Origin of the sequence: Pseudomonas sp. A-R-19, assembly GCF_019956575.1 — a bacterium.
GTDB lineage: Bacteria > Pseudomonadota > Gammaproteobacteria > Pseudomonadales > Pseudomonadaceae > Aquipseudomonas.
In genome coordinates, this window is sequence record NZ_JAHBDR010000108.1 from 1 (window position 1) to 19,344 (window position 19,344).

Below are 19,344 nucleotides of genomic sequence, written 5' to 3' on the forward strand. Positions count from 1 at the left end.
TGGTGTGCCAGTCAACATCAATGTGGCTGACACACCATCGCCAGCAAGCCGGCTCCTACAGGGGGCGTTTAGGCGGGATCGCTGCCCAGCACGACATTCAGCGCACTGCGCGCATCATCAAGTTGCACCAGCGTCGCATGCCGTGCACCCAGGGCGTCGCGGTTTTCGATGGCGGTCAGGATCGCCTTGTGCCGGGGTAGCGCCAGTTCATGCAGGTTCGGCCGCTGGTTCGAATGCTTCAAGGCTTCGGCGATGGCCACCGAGAGCATGTTGCACAGGTTGGCCAGCAAGTCGTTGTGCGTGGCATCGGCGATGCGACTGTGGAAATCCAGGTCCGGTTGCAACAGCGCCTCCGGCGTCGGCGCGGCTTCCATGCGCTGGTAGGCTTCACCGATGGAGGCGATATCCGCCTCGGTGGCGAATTGCGCGGCGAGGGCGGCAGCGGCCGGTTCGATGATGCTGCGCACGCTGGTCAGCAGGTCGAAAAACTGATTCTGCGGACTGCTCTGCATCAACCAGTGCAGCACGTCCGGATCGAGCATGTGCCAGTCCTTGCGCGGCTTGACCACGGTGCCGACACGCGGACGGGAGTACACCAGGCCTTTGGCAACCAGCACCCGGGTGGCTTCACGCAGCACCGGCCGGCTGACCGCATATTCTTCGCACAACAGCGCTTCGGCGGGCAGTTTGTCGTCCGGCAGGAAACGTCCCGAGACGATCTGCATGCCCAGTTCCTGGACGATGCGCGAGTGCATGCTTTTGCGGTCGGAGGGTTTGCGGTAATCCATGGGAAACGGCGCGATCCTGTGCGAATAGGTGTCGCGCATGATAGCAGGCGCGGCGGGATGCATCAGTCGAAAGCTATGAGCACTCTGTGGCGAGGGGGCTTGCCCCCGTTCGGCTGCGCAGCAGCCGCAATCGTGCCAACGCGTTCTGCCTGGCAAAACACGTGGGTCGTATTGGGAGCGCTTCGCGCTCCAACGGGGGCGAGCCCCCTCGCCACAGGTGTTGGTATGGCAGCAGGGACCTGTTGTGTCAATGGGAATGACGCGGCACTTCGGCGCCACGGCAACCGACCAGGAAGTCGAAGTCGCAACCCTGGTCCGCTTGCAGCACGTGGTCGATGTAGAGCTGGCGATAGCCACCGACGATCAGGTTCTGCGGCGGTTGCAGGTCAGCCATGCGCGCAGCCAGTTCGGCATCCGGGATGTCCAGGTGCAGACGGCCGCTGGCGCAATCGAGTTCGATCCAGTCACCTTCCTTCACCGCGGCCAACGGCCCGCCGGCGGCGGCTTCGGGGGCGACATGCAGCACCACGGTGCCGTACGCCGTGCCACTCATGCGCGCATCGGAAATACGCACCATGTCGGTCACGCCCTGGGCCAGCAGCTTGGCCGGCAGGCCCATGTTGCCGACTTCGGCCATGCCTGGATAACCCTTCGGCCCGCAGTTTTTCATCACCAGGATCGAGTTGGCATCCACGTCCAGTTCCGGATCGTTGATCCGCGCCTTGTACATGTCGAAGTTCTCGAACACCACCGCACGGCCGCGATGCTGCATCAATTCAGGTGTGGCGGCGGAAGGCTTGAGCACCGCACCCAATGGCGCCAGGTTGCCGCGCAATACGCAGATGCCGCCGTCGGCGCGGATCGGGTTGTCGAGGGTGCGGATCACTTCGTCCTCGCCATAGATCGGCGCGTCTTTGGTGTTCTCGCCGATGGACTTGCCGTTGACGGTCAAGGCATTCGGGTTTGGGATCAGGTTGGCTTCACCGAGGCGACGCAGCACCGCCGGCAAGCCGCCAGCGTAATAGAACTCTTCCATCAGGAAACGTCCCGACGGTTGCAGGTCGACGATGGTCGGCATACCGCGACCGATGCGCGTCCAATCGTCGAGGTCCAGCTCCACGCCGATACGTCCGGCGATGGCTTTCAAGTGGATCACCGCGTTGGTCGAACCGCCGATGGCGGCGTTGACGCGGATGGCGTTCTCGAAGGCTTCCTTGGTGAGGATCTTCGACAGCTTCAAGTCTTCGCGCACCATCTCCACGGCACGCATGCCGGACATGTGCGCCAGCACATAACGACGCGCATCCACGGCGGGGATCGCTGCGTTGTGGGGCAGGGAAGTGCCCAGTGCTTCGGCCATGCAGGCCATGGTCGAGGCGGTGCCCATGGTGTTGCAGGTGCCGGCCGAGCGGGACATGCCGCCCTCGGCCGCGAGGAAATCATCGATGCTGATGGTGCCGGCCTTGACCTGTTCGCTGAGCTGCCAGACCACGGTGCCGGAGCCGATGTCCTTACCCTTGTGCTTGCCGTTGAGCATCGGCCCGCCGGTGACGACGATCGCGGGAACATCGCAACTGGCGGCGCCCATCAGTAGCGCCGGAGTGGTTTTGTCGCAACCGGTCAGCAACACCACGCCATCGATCGGGTTGCCGCGAATGGCTTCTTCCACGTCCATGCTCGCCAGGTTACGGGTGAGCATGGCGGTAGGGCGCAGGTTCGATTCGCCGTTGGAGAACACCGGAAACTCCACCGGGAAGCCCCCGGCCTCGATCACGCCGCGTTTGACGTGCTCGGCAATCTGGCGGAAATGCGCGTTGCACGGGGTCAGTTCCGACCAGGTGTTGCAGATGCCGATGATCGGCTTGCCATGGAACTGGTGGTCGGCGATGCCCTGATTCTTCATCCAGCTGCGGTACATGAAGCCGTTCTTGTCGGCGGTGCCAAACCATTGGGCGGAGCGCAGGGTGGGTTTCTTATCAGACATGATCGATTCTCTTATTGTATGACTATATTGTTCAAGCTGAAGCGTAACATAAGCGCAAATTGTGCTCTTTGGAAGTGTTGTTGAGTAAATAGTATTACTATATAGTCCGCTCAAACGGAGGGATGGCCCTGGCGAGTTTTTCGCGAGAGGCGTCCCCCGAGGTTCCATAACAACAACAATCGGAGACCGATCTCATGAGCCAGGAACTGCGGCTTATCCGTCGCATCACGCTGAAACTGATTCCCTTCCTGATCCTGCTGTACCTGATCGCCTATGTGGACCGCTCCGCGGTGGGCTTCGCCAAATTGCACATGGGCGCCGACATCGGCCTCGGCGATGCCGCCTACGGACTTGGCGCCGGGCTGTTCTTCATCGGCTACTTCCTGCTGGAAATTCCCAGCAACCTGATGCTCGACCGCTTTGGTGCCCGGCGCTGGTTCGCACGGATCATGATCACTTGGGGCGCCATCACCATCGGCATGGCTTTCGTCCAGGGACCGAACAGCTTCTATGTGATGCGTTTCTTGCTCGGCGCCGCCGAGGCCGGGTTCTTCCCGGGCGTTCTGTACTACATCACCCAATGGTTCCCGGTGCGCCATCGCGGCAAGATCCTCGGGCTGTTCATCCTGTCGCAACCCATCGCGATGGTGATCACCGGCCCGCTGTCCGGCGGCCTGCTGGGCATGGACGGTGTGTTGGGGCTGCATGGCTGGCAGTGGCTGTTCATCGTCATCGGCTGCCCGGCGATCCTGCTGACCTGGCCGGTACTGCGCTGGTTGCCGGATGGCCCGCAGCAAGTGAAGTGGATGGATCAGGCGGAAAAGGACTGGCTCAGTGGCGAGCTGAAAAAGGATCTCGATGCGTATGGCCAGACCCGTCACGGCAATCCGCTGCACGCCCTCAAGGACAAGCGCGTCCTGCTGCTGGCGCTGTTCTACCTGCCGGTGACCCTGAGCATCTATGGCCTGGGTTTGTGGCTGCCGACCTTGATCAAGCAGTTCGGCGGTAGTGACTTGGTGACCGGTTTCGTTTCCGCGGTGCCGTACATCTTCGGGATCGTCGGCCTGTTGATGATCCCGCGCAGTTCCGACCGCTTGAATGATCGCTACGGCCACTTGGCGGTGCTTTATGTACTGGGCGCGATTGGCCTGTTCCTCAGCGCCTGGCTGTCGGTGCCGGTGCTGCAACTGGCGGCGCTGTGCCTGGTGGCGTTCGCCCTGTTTTCCTGCACGGCGGTGTTCTGGACCCTGCCGGGCCGATTCTTTGCCGGTGCCAGTGCGGCGGCGGGGATCGCCTTGATCAACTCGGTGGGCAACCTCGGTGGTTACCTCGGTCCGTTCGTGATCGGCGCGTTGAAGGAGTACACCGGCAATCTTGCGTCCGGCTTGTATTTCCTCTCCGGGGTGATGGTGTTCGGCCTGATTCTGACTGGCGTCGTCTATCACCTGCTGGAACGCAAACACGTCCTGCCAGCCGATGAGTTTGCGGCGAGTGCACGTGGTGCGTCCCGTACCTGATTTTGAGGTGTCACGCCGACCAAATGTGGGAGCGGGCTTGCTCGCGAAAGCACTGTGTCAGTCACCGATGATGTCGGGTAGGACGACCTCTTCGCGAGCAAGCCCGCTCCCACATTGGTTCTGCGCTGTTCTGAAGTATTGTTTACAGGAGAAAATCCATGCGTTTGGTTCAGTTCGAATTGAGTAACGGCGAACGCCGTGTCGGCGTTGTCGAAGCAGGCCTGGTGCGAGAAGTGCAGGACGCGCGCACTGTTCGCGATCTGGCATTGGCGGCGATCGAGGCGGGGGCAAGTCTTGAGCAGCAGGTGCAAGGTCTTGGCCTGGGCATCAGCCACGACTATGCCGAACTGCTGGAGCAACGACGTATCCTGCCGCCGCTGGACCATCCGGACCCGGCGCACATGCTGGTCAGCGGCACGGGCCTGACCCACCTTGGCAGTGCGTCGGCCCGGGACAAGATGCACCAGCAAAGTGGCGACGAAACCGCGATGACCGACACCATGCGCATCTTCAAATGGGGCGTGGAGGGCGGCAAGCCGGCGGCGGATGAGGTCGGTGTGCAACCGGAATGGTTCTACAAAGGCGATGGCAGCATTGTTGTCAGGCCGGGCCAGCCGTTCCCGCTGCCGCCGTTTGCCGAAGATGCCGGTGAAGAGCCGGAAATCGCTGGCCTGTACGTGATCGGTCACGACGGCAAGCCGTATCGCCTGGGCTTTGCCGTGGGCAACGAGTTCTCCGACCACGTCATGGAGCGCAAGAACTACCTGTATCTGGCCCACTCGAAACTGCGCAGCTGCAGCTACGGCCCGGAACTGCGGATCGGCGAACTGCCGCAGCATCTGGCCGGTACCAGCCGCATCCTGCGCGACGGCGAAGTGCTGTGGCAGAACGAGTTTCTCAGTGGCGAGGCGAACATGTGCCACAGCCTCGCCAACCTCGAATTCCATCATTTCAAGTACAGCCAGTTCCTGCGCCCGGGAGATGTGCACGTTCACTTCTTCGGCACCGCGACCCTGTCCTTTGCCGACGGCATTCGTACCCAGCCGGGTGATCTGTTCGAGATCACCCAGACCGAATTCGGCGCGCCATTGATCAACGGCATCGCCCCGGTCCCGGCCGCTTTCGAGCCCGGCAGCGTCGGCACACTTTGAGGAATTACCCATGATCCGGATTCTTGGTCACAACTACATCGGCGGCCAGCGCAGCGCCACCGGCAGCATCAAGTTGCAGAGTGTCGACGCGACGACGGGCGAGGCCTTGCCCCACGATTTTTTCCAGGCGACAGCGCAGGAAGTCGACGCAGCGGCCAGCGCGGCAGCGGCCGCGTATCCGGTCTATCGCAGTCTGAGTGCGGAGCGTCGGGCGCAGTTTCTCGATGCCATTGCCGATGAACTGGATGGCCTCGGTGATGATTTTGTCGCTGTGGTCTGCCGCGAAACGGCCTTGCCCGCAGGCCGGATTCAAGGCGAGCGTGGTCGTACCAGCGGGCAGATGCGCCTGTTTGCCAAAGTGCTGCGGCGTGGTGATTTCTACGGCGCACGGATCGACCGGGCATTGCCGGAACGGCAACCGTTGCCGCGTCCGGACCTGCGTCAGTACCGCATCGGCCTGGGACCTGTGGCGGTGTTTGGCGCCAGCAACTTTCCGTTGGCGTTTTCCACCGCCGGCGGCGACACCGCCTCTGCATTGGCGGCTGGCTGCCCAGTGGTATTCAAGGCCCACAGCGGACACATGGCTACGGCCGAGCAAGTGGCTGATGCGATCATTCGCGCCGCCGAGAAAACCGCGATGCCGGCTGGTGTGTTCAACATGATCTACGGCGGTGGCGTCGGCGCGGCGCTGGTCAAGCATCCGGCGATTCAGGCCGTGGGCTTCACCGGTTCGCTCAAGGGCGGACGCGCCTTGTGCGACATGGCCGCGGCCCGGGTGCAGCCGATTCCGGTGTTCGCCGAGATGTCGAGCATCAACCCGGTGATCGTCCTGCCCCAGGCATTGCAGGTGCGGGCCGATACCGTCGCCCGGGACCTGACGGCGTCGGTGGTTCAGGGCTGCGGGCAGTTCTGCACCAATCCCGGTTTGGTCATCGGTATTCGCTCGGCGTCATTCAGCGCCTTTGTGCAGCAAGTGGCCGGGTTGATGGGGGATCAACCGGCGCAAACCATGCTCAACGCTGGCACCTTGAGTAGCTATGGCCAAGGCTTGGAAAAACTCCTCGCGCATCCGGGCGTCAAGCACCTGGCCGGCAATCCACAGCAGGGAAACCAGGCACAGCCACAGTTGTTCAAGGCCGATGCCAGTCTGCTGGTCGACGGTGATGAGGTGCTGCAAGAAGAAGTGTTCGGTCCAACCACTGTGGTGGTTGAAGCGGACGACCATGCGCAACTCATCGCCGCCTTGAACGGCCTGCATGGCCAGTTGACGGCGACCCTCATTGGCGAGCCGGAGGACTTCGAGCAGTTTGTCGGGCTGACGGCGTTGCTTGAGCAGAAGGTCGGGCGGATCCTGCTCAATGGCTATCCAACCGGCGTGGAAGTCTGCGATTCGATGGTCCACGGCGGACCTTACCCGGCAACGTCCGATGCGCGCGGTACGTCGGTGGGCACACTGGCCATCGATCGTTTCCTGCGCCCGGTGTGCTTCCAGAACTACCCGGACAGTCTGCTGCCGGAGGCGCTGAAGAACGGCAATCCGCTGCGTATCCAGCGGCTGGTGGATGGGCAGCCATCACGCGACGCACTCTAGCGGCTGGCCTCAATCTCTGTGGGAGCGGGCTTGCTCGCGAAAGCGGTTCATCATTCAACATCTCTGTTGGCTGACACTGCGCCTTCGCGAGCAAGCCCGCTCCCACAGGTTGGTCATTCCAACCGGGGGAAATGGGGCGCTATGAGCTATCATTGCGTTTTTCCCATCCAAAGACTGATTGCCATGACTGCCCCAACCGACACCTTGCTCAATGCCCTCGAACACTGCGGAATGGTGGAAATCGACGGGCTGCATGCCTTCGAATTCTCCCTCGACGAGTCCGATAATCTACACATTGAATGCATGGATGGCCGTGCGGCCAAGCACTGGGAGTTCACACCAGCGCAGATCCAGGCAGCGACCTTCGACACTACGTTGCAAAGCTGGTTGATCACCGGTGACTCGGGTGAACACCGTTTGGTGTGCTTGGGCGATGTCGTCAGCGGTGACAACGAAGATGACGACCAGGACGATGCGTAACCTCTGGCCACTGTTGATGGCCGGCAGTATCGGCGCCATGGGCGTCCAGGCTGCATCCGCCGATGACTATCAACTGCTCGTGGGCTCCTACACCGCCGGTCAAAGCCAGGGCATCTATCGCCTGGCGTTCGACAGCAGCACCGGGCAGATCGATGCCAGCCCCCTGCAAGTGATCAAGAGCGAAAACCCGTCGTGGCTGACCTTGTCGAAGGATCAGCGCCATCTGTTCGTGGTCAACGAAAACGGCCCGGGCCAGGCTGATCCGGTCGGGCGCGTCAGCAGTTTTTCGATCGATCCCAAGACCCATGCGCTGAGCCTGATCAGTCAGGTGCAAAGCCTGGGTAACGAGCCGACCCACTCCAGCCTCAGCGCCGATGGCAGCCATTTGTTTGTCAGCAACTACTCGGTGGCCGAAGACCCGGGCGGTACCCTTGCGGTGGTGCCGGTGGCGGCCGATGGCAAGCTCAAACCGGTGGTGCAGATGAGTAGCCACCCGGCGAGCCGGGTCAATCCCGAGCGCCAGGCTTCGGCTCATGTGCATTCGACGATTCCGTCGCCGGATGGCAGATACGTGTTCTCCAATGACCTGGGCGCCGACAAGGTGTTTGCCTACCGCTTCGACCCCAAGGCCAACCCGGAACTGCCGTTGACTCCGGCCACCCCGGCATTCGTGCAACTGCCGCCCGGCAGTGGGCCGCGTCACCTGTTGTTCAGCGCTGATGGCAAACACGCCTGGCTGAGCATGGAAATGAGCGCGCAAGTAGCGGTGTTCGATTACCACGACGGCCAACTCAAGCAGACGCAGATGGTCGATCTGGCGGCCGGGCAACCGGTCTCCGACAAGGCGGCGGCGGCGTTGCATGCCTCGGCTGATGGCAAGTTCCTCTACGTCAGCAACCGTGGCACGGCCAATCAACTGCTGGTGTTTGCCATCGATCCGGCGACCGGCCACCTCAGCGAGCTGCAACGCCGGGCGGTGGAGGGCGATCATCCGCGGGAATTCAGCCTCGATCCGAGCGGCAAATTCCTGTTGATCGCCAACCAGAAGAGCAACCAGATTGTCGTCGTCGAACGCGACGCCAAGACCGGTCTGCTGGGCAAGACCGTGCAAAAACTAGCGATGGACGCCCCGAGCGACCTCAGGTTTTTGCTGCGTCAATAAGCCGCAGGCCCCGGTTCATGGGGCCTGCCTGCTTTTATCAATGACGCTGATATTTGGTAATGCTACAAAGCATTTCAAGGTACGGACCCTCGAGGGTTAAGTTTGCTTCACGGCCCCACCGGGCAAGCAAGCCAACTGAATCGAGGAATACCGCCATGAACTTCAACATCTTCTCTGTCATCGCCGCTTCCGCCATCTCTGCCACTGTTGCGCTGCCAGCCAGTGCCAACACTGAAATCAGCGACAAAAAAGCCCACACCCAGAGCTACACCCAGAAATACCTGCAACAAAGCGCCAACTTCTACGCCGCACTGGATCACAAAACCCAAGCCTGAGCGGTTATCCCTGCCTTTATGCAGGAGCGAAGTCACTGATGATCGACAGCACTTGTGTTGAAAACGATCAGAGTGATGTCGCTCCTGCATAACGCATTTGCGACAGTATCAGTTTGCCATCAATGTTGCGCTTGATATCACATTGCCATACGCTTAAATTGACGCTGATTTTTTGACTCCTCCTCACGGCAAGGATCGGCAGCATGGTGACGCGTCTGGCATTGGTTCTTCTGTTTCTCTATTCCACCCCCATTCTGTCGGCAGCCGACCCTGTTCCAGGTGAGCCGGAGGCTGCCCGCGAGCGCTTGATGAGTTTTATTGAAGACTGAAATAGTCTGGCTTAATGATCAACGAAGCTGATGGTCACTATGGATAACCCTGAGTGGTTACCCAGGCTTTTTTGATCGATTCTGTGGGCATTGAAACATGCCTGCGGAGAACATCATGGCCAGCGCAATTCTCACTTCTGCCAAACACGGCGCCTATGTGGCGATCGGTCTTTACCTCGCCATGGTGCTGTTGGTCAGCCTCTCGGCCCAGTCGCAAGCCACCTTCGAAGCACCGATCCAGGTCGCTCATCCCGGCATCCAGTTTGAGCACCGTGCGCAAAACACGAGCGTCGATCAGGCTGAACTCGCAGGAGTCGCCGGCGCATGAAAGGGTGCAAGCTTTTGATCATCGCCTTCCTGGCATTCATCACCAATGGCTTTTCCTTGCTGGGGATCGGGCAAGGCTCGATAGGCGGCGTGGCCCGTGCCATGGAGGCCAACCACAACATTGCACGCAATATCGAGACCGCCAAGGCCATGGGGCTGCTGGCAGGCAATCCGCCGGTCAGGAACGAAGGGGTGGTGTTTGGTCCATTCCAGGTGGATTGCTCGGCCATCGGCATGTGTGGGGTGCTGGCCTGAATCCTCGACACACCGCTGACCCTTGTAGGAGCCGGCTTGCTGGCGATGGTGTGTCAGGCACCACAACGTCAACTGACACTCCATCGCCAGCAAGCCGGCTCCTACAGGGGGAGTTATTTCTTCATGATCGATGTGAACAGTTCCGACTCCAAAAGCCGCTGTAGCCATGCCTGCAAACGCAGGTAAGGCGTCTGCGCGAACCATTCGCGGTCGACGTGGGCGAACTGCCGTACGAACGGCATCAACGCCACATCAGCCAGGCTTGGATGATCGGCCAGCAAGTAGTCGCGTCCCTCCAGCAACGCCTCCAGCCTTCGCAAAAACACCTCGCCCTCACCACGATAAACCTCCATCGGTTGCTCGGGATAACGCTCGGCGTACTTGTAGCGATTCAAGTGCAGCTTGAACACCTGGTCGTTCTGCTCGATCAGCGGGGCGATTTGCGCCGCTGCGTCAGGATCATCCTTGAGCAGCCAGTCCTGCGGATCATTCTGTGCCAGCGCCCAGCGCATGATGTCGAGGCTTTCGTCGATCACCCGGCCATCGGCGCTCAGCACTGGCACCGTGCCTTTGCCCGACAGCGCGAGCATCTCGGCGGGCTTGGCTTTCAGGCTGACTTCGACGATGTCCACGGCCACGCCCGAATAACGCAGGGCCATGCGTGTGCGCATGGCGTATGGGCAGCGGCGGAAGGAGTACAGCGTGTTCATTTCACCTCCAGGGTGCTCAGGCCGTTGCCCTGGCGACGGACCTGGATCTGCACCGGAATCCGTTCATGCATTTCCTGTACGTGGGAAATCACCGCGACCTTGCGGCCCTGGGCTTGCAAGCCGTCGAGGGCGTCCATGGCCAGTTGCAGGGATTCCGGATCGAGGCTGCCGAAGCCTTCGTCGATGAACAGCGACTCGATTTTCAGCGTGCTCGATGCCATCGACGCCAGGCCGAGAGCCAACGCCAGCGAGACCAGGAACGTCTCGCCACCGGACAGCGAATGCACCGAACGCAGTTCGTCGCCCATTTCGGTGTCCATCACCAGCAACCCGAGCATGCTGCCGCCGCGTTTGAGGCGATAGCGGCGCACCAGTTGGCGCAATTGCACGTTGGCGTGATGCACCAGCAGGTCGAGGTTGTAGGCCTGGGCGATCTTGCGGAAGGTGTCGCCGGTGGCAGAGCCGATCAAGGCATTCAGGCGTGCCCAGCGCTGATACTCGTTGTAAGCGTCGGCAATCTGCTGCGCGAGGGCCTGGTTGGCGTTCTGCCGGCGCTGGTCCTCGGCCTGTTCGGCGCGCAATTCGGCGCAGTGTTGCTCGCAGGTGGCGGCGAGGTTTTGCAGGTCGACCAGTGCCGTGGCCAACTGCTCGGCATCGAGGTTGCCGTTGTGTTGTGCCTGATGAGCGAGCAAGCGCTTGTCGCGTTCCTGCACCAGGACGCTGGCCTGTTCGATGGCTTTCTCGCTGTGCTGCAAGCGCTGGCGCAGTTCGCTGACCTGGGCGTCGTCGACGCACAGCAGGTCTTCGAGGCCGTCGTCATCCAGCTCGGGATGGCGGGCGCGCCAGTCGCCGATCTTGCCGGCGAGCTCATGTTCTTCGCCTTCCAGTGCGTGCAGGCGTTCCTGCTGGGCCTTGAGCTCGGCGGCGAGTTGCACTGACTGCGTGTGCACGCTTTGCAGCGTCTGCGCGGTGCTGGTTTCGGTGCTGCGCGCCTGCTCAACGGCTTGTTCCAGTTGCTGCTGCCAATGCTCGGCGCTGCTGTGTTCGCCGAGCAGTTGCCCGAGCGTGTGCTGGCTCGCCTGTTGCTGCTCGGCCAGGCCGGTGAACTGCAGTTCGGCGGCCTGCAATTGCTGCACGCGGCTTTGCTGGCGATCCTGCTCCTTCTCCAGGTTTTGCTGGCGCTGTTGCTGCTCGGCCAGTTCTTCCTTTTGTTGCTCGAGCTGCGCCAGGCGCTCGGCGATCTGCCGGTCGAGCTGCATGAAGGTCGCGGCCGGCTCGACGCGCAGCGCTTGCAGGGTCTCGGCTGGCAGCAGATTGGCGAATGCACTGAGCTCTTCGTCCAGGCGCTGGCGGTCGTTGCCCAGTTCGCGCTGTTGGTTGCTCAGGTGCTGGGCTGCTTGCTGGTACGCCGTTTCGGCATGACGCAGTTGCTGGGTCAGGCGCGCGGCATCCTGTTGCAGGGTGAGCAGGGCGCTTTGCCGTTGCTCGTCCTGGCTGATGCTCTGGTTGAGCTGGCTGTTTTGCTGGTTGAGCCAGGCGTCGCGTTTGGCGGCGTCCTGATTCAGCAGTTGGGCGGTGAGCGGATGAGCTTCCAGGCTCGGTGCGAGGGCTTGCTGACGGGTCGCCAGTTGCTCCTGCTGTTGCAGCAGTTCCTTTTGCTGGGCGATCAGCCCGCCGACTTCGGCACGCAAGTCGGTGAGTTTTTCCTTGAGCAGGTCGACGGCCTTCTGCGCATTGGCCTGTTCGCTTTCATCAAAACGCCCGAGGCTTTGCAGCAGGGCTTCCGGCTGATGATAGGGATGCTCGTTGCTGCCGCAGACCGGGCATGGCTGATCGTCCTGCAACTGCGCGCGCAGCTCTTCGACACTGGCACTGCGCGCCAGTCGCTGGCGCTCCAGCAGTTCGCGCGTGACGTTGAGGGTTTGTTCGGCAACGCTCAGATCGGCCTTGGCCTTGACTCCGTCCTGGGTCAGGCGCTCACGCTCCAGCTGCGCGGTGAGCTGGCGCTGTTGCAGCTCGGCGCCGCGCTGGTCCAGTTCCTGCTGACTGGTCCACAAACGCGTCAGGTCTTCGATGGCACGCAGTTGCTTGCGGTTGTCCTGCAACAGGCTGCCGAGGATGCCGATCTGCTCGGCGACGGCATCCGGTTCGGCGCCGGCCTCCTTGAACAGCACCTCCAGTTGCTGCTTCTGCGCGCTGAGGGTTTGTTCGGCGTTCGTGGCGTTTTGTTCGAGGCTGGCCAGTTCGGCCTGGCCCTGATTCAGGCGGTTGCCGATCAACATCAACTGTTGCAGGCGATCACGGTAGGCATTCCAGGCATCGCTCAACGGTGCCAGGTGAGCGCTTTGTTCCAGCTCGGTGGCGATGCGCTGCAAGTCCCCGGCGCCACGGGTCTGCTGATCGAGCAAGGTCTGAATCGTGTTCTGGCCCTGGGTGCAGGCCTGTTGCGCCTGTTGCCTGGCTTCGGCACTGCGGGCGGCATCCTTGGCCAGGCGGGCGAGGGTGCTTTGCGCTTCGAAGGCCTGACGCAGCAACGGCGTGCTATCGGCTTGCCGCTGTTGCGTTTCGCTTAGGGCGATCCGGGCGGCACTGAGTTGTTGCTCAAGCTGCGTCTGGCGCTCGCCGAGTTCGCCATGTTGCTGCGTATGCAAGGCAATGTGCGCCGCCAAGGGTGTAAGCAGCGCATCGACTTCGGTTTTACGGGCGAACTGGTGCCGTTGCGGGGCCAGCTGTTCGAGGCGGGTGAGCCGCAAGCGCTCGCTGGCCAGGGCTTCCCAGTGGCTCTGCGCCGATTGCAGTTGCTCGGTCGCGGCCAGATGTTCGTCCTGCAAGCGACGCAGGTCCTTGAGCCAGGTGTCCTGCAGTTCAAGCTGCTTGAGTTGCGCCTGTTGGGTCTTGAGCTGCTGCTGCGCCTGGCTGAAGCGCTCATCCAGTTCCGCACGGGCCTCGGGCGACAGCGGCGTCACCCCGCTGGCCTGATCCTGCAGCAGCTTGTGCGCCTCGCGAGCCTCCTTGGTCTTGTCGAAGGCGCGACGACCGAGACGGGTATAGAGCGCCGTGTCGGTGAGTTTTTCCAGCAGTTCGCTGCGGTCGTTGTCGTCGGCCTTGAGGAACGCGCTGAACTCGCTCTGCGCCAGCAGCACGGCACGGGTGAACTGTTCGAAATTCAGGCCCAGCGCGGCTTCGAGCTGAGTCTTGTATTCGCCTTTCTGGCTGGCGAGCAATTGATCCTGATCGATGTCGCGCAAGCTCTGGCGGCTGGCCTGCAGCTTGCCGCCGGCCTTGTCCCGGGCGCGATTGGCTTCCCAGCGGGCGCGGTAACGACGGCCGTCGACACCGACGAAATCCACCTCCGCATAGCCTTCGCCCGTGCCGCGACGCAGCAGGGTGCGCGGGTCGCCGGTGCCGATTTCGCCATCGGCGTCCGGCACCTTGGCGTCACGGCCGGTGTTGTTCAGGCGTGGTACGGCGCCAAACAGCGCCAGGCACAGGGCATCGAGCAGGGTGCTTTTACCGGCGCCGGTGGGGCCGGTGATGGCGAACAGTCCGGCACTGGCCAGGGGTTCGGCGGTGAAGTCGATTTCAAACGGCCCGGCCAGGGAGGCGAGGTTTTTCAGGCGGATCGCGAGGATCTTCATGGTTGTTCGCTCTCCATCTGCACGTCTTGCAACAGCTCGGCAAAGTCCTTGAGGGTCTGCTCGTCGACCTCGCTGCCGTAGTTGTCCTGCCAGGCACGGCTGAACAGTTCCTGCGGCGTGAGCTGGTCCAGTTCGATCAGTGTGCTGCCTTCGTCGGCACCGTCCCGGCCGCCGTTGCCGGCGTACTCGGCGGCGATGCGCACCAGGCGCACGGCCTTGCCTTGCAGGGCGGTTTCCACTTGATTGCGCAAGTCGGGCTGCGGCTCGTCGAGGCGCACCCGCACCTCCAGCCATGGCTGGCGCTGGATGTCGGCCAACAGATCGATGTTCGGCAGGTCCGCCAGTTGCAGCAGGATCTCGCTCAATGGTGCTGGGCCGATGCGTTGCAGGTTGACCGCGCGTGGGATCAGTTTCGGCTCGACGCTGACCAGGGTTTCTCCGTCGAGATTGATGTCGAGAATCTGGTGCTGGTAGCTGATTTCGGAGAACGACAGGGGAATTGGCGAACCGCAGTAGCGAATGCGCTCCTCGCCGTTGACCTTCTGCGGCTTGTGCAGATGACCGAGGGCCACATAGCTGATGCTCGGCCCGAACAGGCTGGCGGGCAGGGCTTCGGCGTTGCCGATGATCAGGCTGCGCTCGGAGTCTTCCGACACCGAGCCGCCGGCCATGTGCGCGTGGCTGATGGCGATCAGCGCCTGGCCTTTCTTGCGCTTGGCGTTGGCGGCCTCGATCAGCCACTCGTGGACCTGTCCAATGCCGCGCAGGTAGTTGTCACCCAGATGCGCGCCGGTGACTTCGGCAGGGCGCAGGAACGGCAACGCCAGGCACCAGGCGACCGTTTTACCCTTGGCGTTGGGCAGCGGTAACAACAGGCGCTCGGCGTCCAGTTGCCCGTCATCCAGCCACAACACACGACCGAGCGCATGAGTGCGCAAGCGCCGCATCAACGGCGCAGGCAGTTCGATCCGCGAGCCGGAATCGTGGTTGCCGGCGATCATCACGATGGTCAGCAAGGGCTGCTGTTCGTGGGCGCTGACGATGAAGTCGTAGAGGCGTTCCTGCGCTTTGACCGGCGGATTGACCGTGTCGAAGATGTCGCCGGCGATCAACAGCACGTCCGGTTGATCCAGTTTCAGCTGGCGCAACAGCCACTCAAGAAAACAGCCGTGTTCGAAATCGCGATCCTGGCCGTGCAGGTTCTGCCCAAGGTGCCAGTCGGAGGTGTGAAACAAGCGCAAGGCGGACTCCGCGAGAAAATAGGTGATGGCCGCGGGAAAAATGAAGGCGGCGAAAGGGGGGAGAGTTTACTGGCAAAAAGGCCCGATCGCGCGATGGATTGTTCTGTGGCGAGGGGGCTTGCCCCCGTTGGGCTGCGAAGCGGCCCCCTAATTCCTTCAGGCATACCGAGCTGCCCGGACTTACGGCCGCTTCGCGACCGAACGGGGGCAAGCCCCCTCGCCACAAATGCATCCTTGCCTCAACGGTTGGTGTTTACTTCGGATAAAGCGGCGGCAACCCGCTGTCACCCACCGGGTCCTGGACCCGTTCGGCCATCGGGATCGCCTTGATCGCCCGCCACAACTCGTCACCTTGCCAGTACTGGCCGGTTTCGCTGTACAGCGCGCCGTTCAGGCCGTCGAGGGCGTTGGACAGCGGCACGAAGCGGGCAGCCATGTCGGCCAGGGTTTCCGGTTGTTGGCGGGCCCAGGCGTCGAGGGCCTGGCGGGTGGCGTGGGTATCGTTGGCCTGGCAGGCACGCTTGAGTTCGTCGAGCACGGTGCGCGGGCTCGGGCCGGTTTGGGCGACACGCGCCACCGCCGGTTGCCAGCGGCCGCGCCACCAGAGGCCGAAGCCGAGCAGGGTGGTGCAGGCCAGGATCAAGGTGCTGAGCTTCCAGCGCCAGAGTGCTTCGCTGTCGGCGCTGGCATCGACCGGCAAGGCGCCGGCCGGGGTGTCGACCACCAGGCTCGGATTGGCCGACACATGCAGCGTGCGGGCGGGCAGGCTGCTGTGTTCCAGATGGTCTTCGAAGGTGTTCCACCAGACCACGTCGACGGTCGGCAACTCGATGGCACCGGTCCGTGTCGGCACCAGCGCCTCGCGGTCTTCACGACTGCCGACCAGGCCGCGTTCGCTGTTCTGGTTGCCGAGCACTGGTTGATCCGGGTAGCGACGCAGACCGCCGACATCGGTACCGGGCAGCGGTGGCAGTTGGGTGCTGGACAGGCCTTCGGCCTTCACCGTCAGGCTGCGGGTCAATGAATCGCCGACCTGGGCGTGATCCGGCTCCGGGTTCCAGCTTTCGCTCAGGGTCAGGCTGCGCGCAGGCAACCAGGGCGCGTCGGCCGGGTAGGTGATGGGTTTGGCCTTGACCGTCAACAGCAGTTCGGTCGAGGTGACGCGCATCAGCTTGCCGGATTTCGGCCCCTGGACGGCGTCCTGTGTTGGCTGCGCATCAACCAGCGCGGCGTTGAAGATCTGAGGCGGAATGATCAGTTCGCCGCTGTGTTGCGGGTAGATCGCGTAGCGCATTTCGATCACGCCGTGGCGCAGGCCATCGATGTCTTTTTCGTAGGTGCGTGAGTCGCCCAATTGTTCGATGCGCGCATCAGGGATCTGCAAGGGTGGCAGGCTGCTGTCGTCATACAGCGACACCGAATGGTAGATGCGCAGGGTCAGCACGGCCTGAGCCTGAACGTACACACTGGTTTGATCGAGGCTGGCATCAATGAACACCCCGGCGCGTTTGTTCGGGTTGTCCGGTGTTTCGCTCTCGACCACTTGCAGGGTGATCGGCTGGCTTTGCAGTTCGCCCAGTTGCAGGGGTGGAATCACCACGCTGCCGTTTTGCCGGGGCAGGAGCGTGACGATCCACCGCGTGGCGGCCTGGTTATCGCCGCTGAGGGTGTTCAACTGGTTGACCTGGCGTGTGCCGCGCACTTCGAATAGCGGCTCCAGCGGCGTCAGGTCAGGTTTGCCGAACTGCGTGACATCGGTGGATTCCAGGGTCAGCTCGACCGTCTCGCCTGAACTCAGGCGACTGCGGTCGACACTGGCGACCAGCTCTGCCGCCTGCGCCTGGGCGGTGCAGAACAACAGGCCATGCAGCAGCGCGAGCAATAAAACGGTGAAGCGGGTCATCGTGTTTCTTCCTGATCCTGATGTTGTTGCTGTTCGTACCAGAATTTGCGCCGCAGCAATTCACCAGGGTCATCCGGGATTTGCCGCAGCCACTGTTCCAGTGCCTGGCGCTGCTCGCCGTCGATGCTGTCGGTGGCCGGGCGCAAGGGCGGTGTCGTGTGTTGTTCGTCACCCAATTCGCTGCCCGGTACTTCGTTGGCCCCTGGTTTTGGCGGTGTGGTGGGCGGTTGCGCCTCGCCCGGCCTGGCCGGTTGCTCACTGGTGTTCGGTTCGCCGCTGCTCTCGGGTTGGGCAGCAACACCGGGCGGTGGTTCCTGTGATTGGGCTTCGGGCCGGGCGTCGGCGGCTTTGTCTGGCTCGGCAGGGGGTGGCGTGTTTTTTTCCTTGAGCAGACGTTCCACCAGCGCTTTGTTGGTCAGCGCCGGGCGTAAATCCGGTTGTCGTTCCAGTGCCTGTTCGTACGCGTCCAGGGCTGCCTCCAGCTCACCGCCTTTGGCCAGGGCATTGCCTCGATTGTAGTGGGCGTGGGCATCGTTGCCTTCGGCAAACCGCTCGGCGGCGCCGGCGTAGTCCCCGGCTTCATAGAGCGCCACGCCTTGCCACTGATGGTCTTCGAAACGCCGGGCGGCTTCGGCCGGGCGCTTTTGCTTGAGTAAGTGCAGGCCTTGTTGATCAGGACGCAGCCACAGGTCTGCGAGGTCGAAGGCGTAGCTTGGCTGTGGCAGTGCCAAGAGCAGCGGCAGGCAGAGCAGCCAGCCGCGACGTCCGGCGCAGGCCGCGAGCAACAGGAGCGGTAGCAGCAGCCAGTAACCTTGATCGGCCCAGGTGTCCAGGCGCAGGGTCTGACCGTCGTTGCGCACGTTGCGTGGGCCGTCGAAAAGACCGAGGGCATGCAGGTCGCTATCGTCCAGGCGGGCCTGGCGAAAGCGTCCATCGAGGTCGCTGGCAAAGCTTTTCAAGCCTGGCTCGTCGAGGCGCGGCACGAGAATGGCGCCTTGTTCATCCTTGAGGAAACTGCCGTCTTCCTGGGTGATGGGCGAGCCTTCGGCGGTACCGATGCCGAGCATCAGAAATTGAGTCGATTTGCCGTTCAGCGCGTGACGGATGCCCAGCCGCTCCTGTTCGGTCAAGGACGAACCCATCAGCAGGATCCGGCCGTCACCCAGAGCCGCTTGCTTGAGCAGCGCCAGGGCCTTGATCACCGCCAGGTCGGCGCGATGGCCAGCCTCTGGCATCAACGACGGTTTCAGTGCATCCAGCAGATTGCGGCTGGTGGAAAGATCATCCGACAGTGGTACCAGCGTGTGGGCACTGCCGGCGTAGACGACGATGGCGGTTTGCGCGTCGCTGCGAATCTGCAGCAGATCGAACAACTTGCGTCGCGCCTGTTCGAGTCGGTTGGGCATGACGTCGGTGGCGAGCATTTCCGGGGTCAGCTCGAGAATCACCACCAGTGGGTCGGCGGGCTTTTGACTGGTCTGCTCGACACGCTGCCAGCTCGGACCCAGCAGGGCGAGCACGGTCAACAGCCACGCGAGACCGAGGGCGATCCAGGGTAATTTGCTGTCACGTCCGCTACCACCGCTGAGCAGTGCTGCGTGAAAGGCCGGCGGCAGAATCATCTGCCAGCGCCCGGCGCGCTTCTTGCGGTGCCAGAGTTGCCAGAGCAACCAGCCAAGCACCGGCAGCAACAGCAGCCACCAGGGGCGGAACCAGTAGGGCCACAGCACACTCATCGACGCCTCCGCAGGCGCAGGCGCTTGAGACGCTGGCGCCAGTCAGGCAGCAGTTGGGTTTGCAAGAACAGATCCTTGGTAAACAGGCGTTGCAAGGGGTTGTCCGGCCAGAGTACGGGGGCCACCAGCAGCATGCTCAACCACAGCGCCAGGGCCAGTGGCCAGTGATACAGCGCTTGAGTCGGGCGGGCCTGGGT

General features: G+C 62.5%; 16 protein-coding genes and 1 pseudogene. 9 read left to right on the top strand and 8 right to left on the bottom strand.

All coding sequences use genetic code 11. The features are described from left to right. Nucleotides 1-68: 68 nt before the first annotated feature. Both KGA88_RS29020 and KGA88_RS29025 read right to left on the bottom strand, forming a co-directional pair. Nucleotides 69-788 carry a FadR/GntR family transcriptional regulator gene (locus tag KGA88_RS29020; protein ID WP_032829613.1) on the bottom strand — a complete coding sequence of 240 codons (720 nt, stop codon included), beginning with the start codon at nt 786-788 and terminating at the stop codon, nt 69-71. A 247-nt stretch (nt 789-1,035) separates the two neighbouring features. Then, a complete protein-coding gene (locus KGA88_RS29025) occupies nt 1,036-2,772 on the bottom strand; it encodes an IlvD/Edd family dehydratase (protein WP_218428599.1) in 1,737 nt (578 codons plus the stop codon). Between the two features lie 194 nt (nt 2,773-2,966). Here KGA88_RS29025 and KGA88_RS29030 point away from each other — a divergent pair, with 194 nt between their 5' ends. The 9 genes from KGA88_RS29030 (at nt 2,967) to KGA88_RS29065 (ending at nt 9,919) form a co-directional block, all read left to right on the top strand. Then, nucleotides 2,967-4,289: an MFS transporter gene (locus tag KGA88_RS29030; protein ID WP_223596067.1), complete on the top strand. Its 1,323-nt coding sequence runs from the start codon at nt 2,967-2,969 to the stop codon at nt 4,287-4,289. A 158-nt stretch (nt 4,290-4,447) separates the two neighbouring features. Then, a complete protein-coding gene (gene araD1 / locus KGA88_RS29035) occupies nt 4,448-5,440 on the top strand; it encodes an AraD1 family protein (protein ID WP_223596069.1) in 993 nt (330 codons plus the stop codon). Between the two features lie 10 nt (nt 5,441-5,450). Beyond that, complete coding sequence (locus KGA88_RS29040) at nt 5,451-7,031, top strand: aldehyde dehydrogenase (NADP(+)) (RefSeq protein ID WP_223596071.1); 1,581 nt, start codon at nt 5,451-5,453, stop codon at nt 7,029-7,031. Between the two features lie 141 nt (nt 7,032-7,172). Continuing rightward, nucleotides 7,173-7,511, top strand: a complete 339-nt coding sequence (locus KGA88_RS29045) for a DUF5629 family protein (protein WP_223596072.1) — start codon at nt 7,173-7,175, stop codon at nt 7,509-7,511. Then, nucleotides 7,504-8,673, top strand: a complete 1,170-nt coding sequence (locus KGA88_RS29050; RefSeq protein ID WP_223596073.1) for a lactonase family protein — start codon at nt 7,504-7,506, stop codon at nt 8,671-8,673. The genes KGA88_RS29045 and KGA88_RS29050 overlap by 8 nt, the downstream gene beginning before the upstream one ends. A gap of 155 nt (nt 8,674-8,828) precedes the next feature. Then, nucleotides 8,829-9,008: a hypothetical protein gene (locus tag KGA88_RS29055; protein WP_110661146.1), complete on the top strand. Its 180-nt coding sequence runs from the start codon at nt 8,829-8,831 to the stop codon at nt 9,006-9,008. A gap of 203 nt (nt 9,009-9,211) precedes the next feature. Further along, complete coding sequence (locus KGA88_RS31490) at nt 9,212-9,337, top strand: hypothetical protein (RefSeq protein WP_263296299.1); 126 nt, start codon at nt 9,212-9,214, stop codon at nt 9,335-9,337. Between the two features lie 115 nt (nt 9,338-9,452). After that, on the top strand, nt 9,453-9,665 hold the full coding sequence (locus KGA88_RS29060) for a hypothetical protein (RefSeq protein WP_110661147.1): 213 nt from the start codon (nt 9,453-9,455) through the stop codon (nt 9,663-9,665). Continuing rightward, entirely contained in the window at nt 9,662-9,919 is a 258-nt protein-coding gene (locus KGA88_RS29065; RefSeq protein ID WP_110661148.1) for a hypothetical protein, read from the top strand. Before KGA88_RS29060 ends, KGA88_RS29065 begins: the two co-directional genes overlap by 4 nt. A 113-nt stretch (nt 9,920-10,032) precedes the next feature. Here KGA88_RS29065 and KGA88_RS29070 read toward each other — a convergent pair whose 3' ends face one another. The 6 genes and pseudogenes from KGA88_RS29070 to KGA88_RS29095 form a co-directional block, all read right to left on the bottom strand. Beyond that, a complete protein-coding gene (locus KGA88_RS29070) occupies nt 10,033-10,629 on the bottom strand; it encodes a glutathione S-transferase (RefSeq protein WP_223596075.1) in 597 nt (198 codons plus the stop codon). Continuing rightward, nucleotides 10,626-14,267: an AAA family ATPase gene (locus tag KGA88_RS29075; RefSeq protein ID WP_223596077.1), complete on the bottom strand. Its 3,642-nt coding sequence runs from the start codon at nt 14,265-14,267 to the stop codon at nt 10,626-10,628. Before KGA88_RS29075 ends, KGA88_RS29070 begins: the two co-directional genes overlap by 4 nt. After that, a complete protein-coding gene (locus KGA88_RS29080; protein WP_223596078.1) occupies nt 14,264-15,508 on the bottom strand; it encodes an exonuclease SbcCD subunit D C-terminal domain-containing protein in 1,245 nt (414 codons plus the stop codon). Before KGA88_RS29080 ends, KGA88_RS29075 begins: the two co-directional genes overlap by 4 nt. Before the next feature lie 253 nt (nt 15,509-15,761). Further along, nucleotides 15,762-17,411 carry a BatD family protein gene (locus KGA88_RS29085; RefSeq protein WP_223596081.1) on the bottom strand — a complete coding sequence of 550 codons (1,650 nt, stop codon included), beginning with the start codon at nt 17,409-17,411 and terminating at the stop codon, nt 15,762-15,764. Beyond that, nucleotides 17,408-19,147 (bottom strand): tetratricopeptide repeat protein, encoded by a 1,740-nt coding sequence (locus KGA88_RS29090; protein ID WP_223596084.1) that lies wholly within the window; start codon nt 19,145-19,147, stop codon nt 17,408-17,410. The genes KGA88_RS29085 and KGA88_RS29090 overlap by 4 nt, the downstream gene beginning before the upstream one ends. Then, nucleotides 19,144-19,344 (bottom strand): annotated as a pseudogene (locus KGA88_RS29095) (BatB protein); the annotation flags it as partial. The pseudogene KGA88_RS29095 and the gene KGA88_RS29090, both read right to left, overlap by 4 nt.